Source organism: Amycolatopsis sp. NPDC089917 (assembly GCF_040684635.1).
Classification (GTDB): domain Bacteria; phylum Actinomycetota; class Actinomycetes; order Mycobacteriales; family Pseudonocardiaceae; genus Amycolatopsis.
In genome coordinates, this window is sequence record NZ_JBFBGL010000048.1 from 58,319 (window position 1) to 64,643 (window position 6,325).

Consider the following 6,325-nt stretch of genomic DNA (forward strand, 5'->3'; position numbering starts at 1 on the left):
TCACTTCGGCGAGTCGGGCGGCGTCAGCGGGATCGTGGGGAACGCGGGAGCGGTCACCTCGGGCTTGGGACGGCGGTCCCGGAACACCCAGCCGCCGATCAGGCCCCCGAGGAACCCGAAGAGATGCGCCTGCCAGCTGATCCCCGCGTCCTGCGGGAACAGACTGGCGAACTGGTAGGCGAAGCACAGCGCCATCACCAGGCCGATGACGATGTCGATCTTGTGCCGGTCGAAGATCCCGCGCACCAGGACGTACCCGAAGTACCCCATGACCAGGCCGCTCGCGCCGACGCCGACCGTGCCGGAGTCGTGCAGCGTCCAGGCGCCGAGCCCGCTCAGCACCGCGATCAGCACGGTGACGCTGAGGAACTTCTTCACCCCGCGATACGCCGCGAGGAACCCGAAGATGAACAGCGGTCCCGAGTTGAACTCGATGTGTCCCCAGCTGGCGTGCAGGAGCGGCGCGGTGAGGACGGTCGGCAGCGAGCTGACCTCTCGCGCCCGCGTCCCGTACTCGAACACGAGGCTGTAGCCGTCCACCGCGTTGTAGATCTGGATCAGCCAGAGCACCACGAGCACGCCGACCATGACCCAGAGGGCCTTCTTGGCCTCCGCGATCATGGCCTCGGCGTCACGCTGACCGGATCTGGGCGCGTCCGAAGCGGTCGTCATTCCTTCTCCCCAGTTCAGAGCCGCTTCCGGGCGGCCGTGGCGAGAGGATAACCACTCGGACCGACAGACCATCGCGTTTCAGGCGGGTTCGGCGACCAGGCGCCGCACGACCGGCAGCAGGTCCGAGGCCAGCAGGTCCCGCAGGAACACCGCCGCGACGCGGTGCTGTTTGTCCAGCACGATCGTCGACGGGATGATGTTGCGCGGGTAGCCCGAGAGCTGCAGCAGCGTCCGCCCCGACGGGTCGTAGATCGACGGGTACGTCAGCTTCCGGTCGCGCATGAAGTCCTGCGCCGGCGCCCGGTCGTTGTCGCGCAGGTCGATGCCGACCACCTGCACGCCGGACGCCTTGGTCTGGTCGTAGACCTTCTGCATCTCCGGCGCCTCGACGCGGCACGGCCCGCACCACTGGCCCCACAGGTTCAGCACGATGACCTTGCCGGGGAAGTCGGCGATCGAGAGCTGCTTGCCCTCGTTCATCAGGTCGTCCCCGGACAGGGTCGGCGACGGCTGACGGTCCGCGACGTCGTAGGCGATGTCGACCTTCCCGCCCGGCGACACGAAGTTGAACGTGCCGCCGGTGACGACGGCGTCCTTGCCGGTGGTGCAGCCCGTGACGGCGAGCAGCAGCACCGCCATGGCCGCCAGAGCGCGTTTCATGCCCCGGTCACCTTCGGGTCGGTCGTGCCGGCGGGCTCGCTGTAGACGATCCGCACGAGTTCCTCGCCCTCGAAGACCAGGCTGGTCAGCGACGCGAGCGAGCACTGCCGGTTGCGCGGGTCGTGCCAGAGCCGCTTCGCCTCCAGGAACCGCCGCACGGTCCAGATCGGCAGCTGATGCGAGACGCACAGCGCCTCGTGGCCCTCGGCCGCCCGCCGCGCCCGGTGGATCGCGCCGAGCATGCGGTGCGCGATCTCGACGTACGGCTCGCCCCACGACGGCCGGAACGGGTTGACCAGCTTCGGCCAGTGCTTCGGCTGGCGGAGGGCGCCATCGCCGACGGCGACCCGCTCGCCCTCGAACTGGTTGTCCGCCTCGATGAGCCGTTCGTCGGTCTCGACGTCGAGGCGGTGCGCGGCCGCTATCGGCGCCGCGGTCTCCTGAGCGCGCTGAAGCGGCGAAGCGACGACGTGCGTGATGTCGTGCGTCGCGACGGCCTCGGCGACGGTCAGCGCCTGGCGCTGGCCGCGGTCGGAGAGCTTGAAGCCGGGCAGGCGGCCGTACAGGATCTTGTCCGGGTTGTGCACTTCACCGTGGCGGAGCAGGTGCACGATCGTCGTCTCGCTCACGCCTGGACCGCCTCGGCCGCCGCGCGAGCCGCCACGCGCAGCGCGGAGGAGATGATCTCGAACTCGGCGTCGCCCATGGCCGCGTTGACGAACCAGGCCTCGTACGCGCTCGGCGGCCCGTACACGCCGTTGTCCAGCAGCGCGTGGAAGAACGCCGGGAACCGCCAGGTCTCCGAAGCCTGCGCGCCCGGGTAGTTCGTCACCGGGTTCTCGCTGAAGAACACGCTGACCAGGTTGCCCGCGTACTGCACGGTGTGCGCGACGCCCGCCTCGGTCAGCGAGCGGTCGAACAGGTCACCGAGCCGCTTCGCGTTGGCGTCGAGGGCCGCGTACACGGCGTCGTCGGCCGCGCGCAGCGTCGCGAGACCGGCGGCGACGGCGACGGGGTTCCCCGAAAGCGTCCCCGCCTGGTACACCGGCCCGCCCGGGGCCAGCTTCGCCATCACGTCGGCGCGACCGCCGAAGGCCGCGGCCGGCAGCCCGCCGGACATCACCTTGCCGAAGGTGTAGAGGTCGCCCGCGACGCCTTCGAGGCCGAACCAGCCCGCCTTCGAGACGCGGAACCCGGTCATCACCTCGTCCATGATCAGGAGCGCGCCGTGTTCGTGCGCGATCTCCTTGAGCCCGGCGTTGAAGCCTTCGGCGGGGGCGACGGCGCCCATGTTGCCCGCGGCCGCTTCGGTGATGATCGCGGCGATCGACTCCGGATTGTCCACAAAGGACTTACGGACCGCGTCGAGGTCGTTGTACGGCAGGACGATCGTGTCGGCCGCCTGCGCGCCGGTGACGCCGGGCGACGTCGGGAGACCGAGGGTCGCGACGCCGGAGCCCGCTTCGGCGAGCAACGCGTCGACGTGACCGTGGTAGCAGCCCGCGAACTTGATGATCTTCGCCCGGCCGGTGAAACCCCTGGCCAGCCGGATCGCGCTCATCGTCGCCTCGGTGCCGGAGTTGACCAGGCGGACCTGCTCCACCGGCTCCACGCGCCCGATGATCTCCTCGGCGAGTTCGACCTCGCCACGGGTCGGGGTGCCGAACGACAGCCCGTCGACGGCCGCTTCGCGCGCCGCGGCGACGACGTCCGGATGCGCGTGCCCGAGGATCATCGGCCCCCATGAGGAGACCAGATCGACATAGCGATTGCCGTCGGCGTCCCAGAGATACGGACCCTCGCCGCGCACCATGAACCGCGGGGTGCCGCCCACGGAGTTGAAGGCCCGCACCGGGGAATTCACCCCGCCCGGGACCGCGGCCTTCGCTCGTTCGAACCATGCCTTGGACTGATCGACTCCGGTAGTCACTTCTCCAGTCTCGCAAATCCCGGATGACACCCGCCGCCGAGTCCTTTCGGATGCGAGCACGGCGTGACCAGGCCCACTAGGGTGGGAAGCACTCCTGTCGAAACCTCGCGGAGGAATCCACGTGTCCACGGTGCCGTCTCCGCCGACTCATCACCGTCGCCTGCGCTGGCAGGCCCTGGCCGGATTCGTCGCCCTGTCGGCGATCGTGGGGGCGGTGGCCGCGCTCGCGGTGGCCACCCGCTCGGAAGCGCAGAACCTGCTGCTCCGCCCGTCGTGGGCGCCGCCGGGCTGGCTCTACGGTCCGGTGTGGTCGGCCCTGCTCCTGGTCGTCGCCGTCGCGGGCTGGTGCTACTGGCGGACCGACGGCGAGACGCGCGGCTTCGCCTTCTACGGCCTCTGCCTGCTGCTGACTCTCTTGTGGACGCCGTTGTTCTTCGCCGGCAGCGCGCACGCCCTGGCGCTGGCCGACGTCGTCGTCCTGGACTTCGTGGTGCCCATCACGATGATGGAGTTCGGCCGCCGGTCGAAGCTCGCGGCCTGGCTGCTGGTGCCGTACCTGCTGTGGCTGCTGTTCTCGACCGCGGTCAACGCCGCCGTCGTCTGGCTCAATTAGTCCTGGGGTTTGCGGCCCTTGGCCCGGACGGCGAGCAGGAACTGACGGATCGCGTCCACCACCAGGATCGAAGCCAGCACACCCAGCCCGATGGCCCCGGCGAGCGGACCGCCGAAGTAGCGCTGCGATTCCAGCGTCGTCGTCTCGTTGTAGGTGATCACGACCGGGACGACACCGGCCTTCCAGCACGCGAAGGCGCCCCACACCGCGAGCGCGGCGAGGATCAGCTCGGCGGCCCCCACCAGAGCGCGCAGGGGTTTGTGCAACCGGGCCGCGGGCCGGTCGTTCTCCGATGGCCACAGATCGGCACCGGTCGGCTGGGGAAGGTCGATCACGGTGAGCAGCTTCTCATGACTCTGTGGTGCGAGCACGCACCAAATCCTCGAGAGCCTCGCGCAGCGCGTCCGGATCTTTGGCCCACGCGCGGACGTACACCCCGTCGTCGAGCTTCAACCCGACCGCGCCGTGCTTCTTGGGGATCGTCCAGCCGCCGCCGAGAACCCTCGCGCCGACCGGCGTCCCCTCGTCTTCGAGGACCTCGGTGATCCGGGCGGCTTCCAGGGTCTCCCGGCCCTGCCGGTAGCCGTCGGGGGTGACTTCGAGCGAGAGATACCGGCGCCGGGCGTAGACCCACGGCACGGTGATCGCCACCAGTCCCACCGCGACCAGGATCCAGGCGAGCCAGTGGACCGGCCCGCCGGTCGCCAGCTCGGCGAGCAGCCCGGCGAGGGCGAACAGCGGTGCCCACAGCAACGCCGTCCAGCCGACGCCGGGTTCGCCGAAGAGAGCTGACGGCTCGGGCGTCATGGCAGCTTGCGCCCGACCTTCGGGAAGAAGCCGGAGACGCTCGGCAGGTACATCAGGATCAGCGCGATCGCCACCAGCAGGGTGGAGACCAGCAGGAAGACGTTGAGCGAGCCGCGGAGGATCAGCAGCTCCACCAGCACCAGGAAGACCGCGCCCACGGTGAGGACCGTCCTGGCCGAACGCGTGCCCTCGCGGGCCTTGTACGCGAACAACGCGAACAGGACGGCGAAGGTGACCGCGCCGCCGAACAGCATCCACAGCAGGGTGTTCACGCCGGACGCGACCAGCGCCGGGTCGGCGGGCTGGCCGGGGACCGGGTTCTCCTTGATCTGCTTGAGGATCCCCTCGGTCAGTTCGTCCTTCAGCACGAGCAGGGCGATCTGCCCCGCCACCAGGACGAGCCCGGCGACGATCCACAGCCAGAAGGAGATGGCGACGGGCTTGGGCACCACGATCTTCGGCGGCACCATGCCGGGCAGGATCGGGTCGGGCGCCCTCCCCCGCTTGCGGCGCTCGTCGTCCGTTTCGCCCGCTTTGCTGTCGGTCACGCGAGGCAGCCTAGTCCAGCCAAGCTGCGGCTTCGGCGGCCCAGTAGGTCAGGATCATGTCCGCGCCCGCGCGGCGGATCGAGGTCAGGACCTCGAGGATCGTGCGTTCGCGCTCGAGCCAGCCGTTCGCCGCGGCGGCTTCGACCATCGCGTACTCGCCCGAGATGTTGTACGCCGCCACGGGAACCGGCGACGCCTCGGCGGCCGCCCGGATGACGTCCAAATAGGACAGTGCGGGCTTGACCATGATCATGTCGGCGCCCTCGGCGATGTCCAGCTCGATCTCGCGCAGCGCCTCGCGCACGTTGCCCGGATCCTGCTGGTACGTCTTCCGGTCGCCCTTCAGCTGCGAGTCGACGGCCTCGCGGAAGGGGCCGTAGAAAGCGCTGGCGAACTTCGCCGAGTACGCGAGGATCCCGGTGTCCGTGCGCCCGGCGCGGTCGAGCGCGGCGCGGATGACGCCGACCTGGCCGTCCATCATGCCGCTGGGCCCGAGCAGGTGCGCGCCCGCTTCCGCCTGCGCGAGACCCATTTCCGCGTACAGGCGCAGAGTCGCGTCGTTGTCGACCCCGCCGTCGGCGTCGAGGACGCCGCAGTGGCCGTGGTCGGTGAACTCGTCGAGGCACGTGTCGGCCATCAGGACCGTCGCGTCGCCGAGCTCGGACCGCAGGTCGCGCAGGGCGACGTTGAGGATGCCGTCCGGGTCGACCGCGCCGGTGCCTTCCGCGTCCCGCGTCTCCGGGATGCCGAACAGCATCAGGCCGCCGACACCGGCGTTGGCCGCGTCGACGGCGGCTTTGCGCAGCGTGTCGCGGGTGTGCTGGACGACCCCGGGCATGCTGGAGATCGGGCGGGGCGTGTCGATGCCCTCGGCCACGAACATCGGGAGGATCAGCTGGCGCGGGCGCAGCGACGTCTCACCGACCAGCCTGCGCATGGCCGGGGTGGTACGGAGCCTGCGGGGACGATGCTCAGGAAACACCCCTACGACGGTACTCCGGCTCGCTTGAGAACCGGTCCGCAGGCGCGGAACGACTGTCCGTGAAGGCCTCCTTGAGGGACTCTGGGTCCCTCAAGGAGGCCTTAACGGACTCG

9 protein-coding genes are annotated in these 6,325 nt (G+C 70.0%); 1 reads left to right on the top strand and 8 read right to left on the bottom strand.

Annotation, left to right across the window (positions count from 1 at the left end):
* The 4 genes from AB0N89_RS29440 to hemL all read right to left on the bottom strand — a co-directional run bounded on the left by AB0N89_RS29440 (position 1) and on the right by hemL (position 3,262).
* Positions 1-672 (bottom strand): rhomboid family intramembrane serine protease, encoded by a 672-nt coding sequence (locus AB0N89_RS29440; RefSeq protein ID WP_364210892.1) that lies wholly within the window; start codon positions 670-672, stop codon positions 1-3.
* 78 nt (positions 673-750) lie between these two features.
* Positions 751-1,332, bottom strand: a complete 582-nt coding sequence (locus AB0N89_RS29445) for a TlpA disulfide reductase family protein (RefSeq protein WP_364210895.1) — start codon at positions 1,330-1,332, stop codon at positions 751-753.
* Positions 1,329-1,961, bottom strand: a complete 633-nt coding sequence (locus AB0N89_RS29450) for a histidine phosphatase family protein (protein ID WP_020633163.1) — start codon at positions 1,959-1,961, stop codon at positions 1,329-1,331. Before AB0N89_RS29450 ends, AB0N89_RS29445 begins: the two co-directional genes overlap by 4 nt.
* Positions 1,958-3,262, bottom strand: coding sequence for a glutamate-1-semialdehyde 2,1-aminomutase (hemL, locus tag AB0N89_RS29455; RefSeq protein WP_364210898.1), 1,305 nt, complete (start codon positions 3,260-3,262; stop codon positions 1,958-1,960). The genes AB0N89_RS29450 and hemL overlap by 4 nt, the downstream gene beginning before the upstream one ends.
* Before the next feature lie 121 nt (positions 3,263-3,383).
* Between hemL and AB0N89_RS29460 the strand changes: the two genes are divergently transcribed.
* A complete protein-coding gene (locus AB0N89_RS29460) occupies positions 3,384-3,875 on the top strand; it encodes a TspO/MBR family protein (protein WP_364210901.1) in 492 nt (163 codons plus the stop codon).
* Here the strand turns inward: AB0N89_RS29460 and AB0N89_RS29465 are convergent.
* From AB0N89_RS29465 to hemB, 4 genes are read right to left on the bottom strand one after another with little or no spacing between them, the layout of a single operon-like run.
* Entirely contained in the window at positions 3,872-4,246 is a 375-nt protein-coding gene (locus AB0N89_RS29465) for a hypothetical protein (RefSeq protein ID WP_364210904.1), read from the bottom strand. The genes AB0N89_RS29460 and AB0N89_RS29465 overlap by 4 nt on opposite strands.
* Positions 4,224-4,682 carry a hypothetical protein gene (locus AB0N89_RS29470; protein WP_364210907.1) on the bottom strand — a complete coding sequence of 153 codons (459 nt, stop codon included), beginning with the start codon at positions 4,680-4,682 and terminating at the stop codon, positions 4,224-4,226. Before AB0N89_RS29470 ends, AB0N89_RS29465 begins: the two co-directional genes overlap by 23 nt.
* Complete coding sequence (locus AB0N89_RS29475; protein ID WP_364210910.1) at positions 4,679-5,230, bottom strand: hypothetical protein; 552 nt, start codon at positions 5,228-5,230, stop codon at positions 4,679-4,681. The genes AB0N89_RS29470 and AB0N89_RS29475 overlap by 4 nt, the downstream gene beginning before the upstream one ends.
* 10 nt (positions 5,231-5,240) lie before the next feature.
* The gene (gene hemB / locus AB0N89_RS29480) at positions 5,241-6,212 is read right to left on the bottom strand and encodes a porphobilinogen synthase (protein WP_364210913.1); all 972 of its coding nucleotides are present in this window, start codon (positions 6,210-6,212) and stop codon (positions 5,241-5,243) included.
* Positions 6,213-6,325: the final 113 nt, after the last annotated feature.

Coding starts and splice junctions, on each gene's coding strand:
- AB0N89_RS29470 (WP_364210907.1), bottom strand. CDS start 4,682: ATGACGCCCGAGCCGTCAGCTCTCTTCGGCGAACCCGGCGTCGGCTGG.
- AB0N89_RS29440 (WP_364210892.1), bottom strand. CDS start 672: ATGACGACCGCTTCGGACGCGCCCAGATCCGGTCAGCGTGACGCCGAG.
- AB0N89_RS29445 (WP_364210895.1), bottom strand. CDS start 1,332: ATGAAACGCGCTCTGGCGGCCATGGCGGTGCTGCTGCTCGCCGTCACG.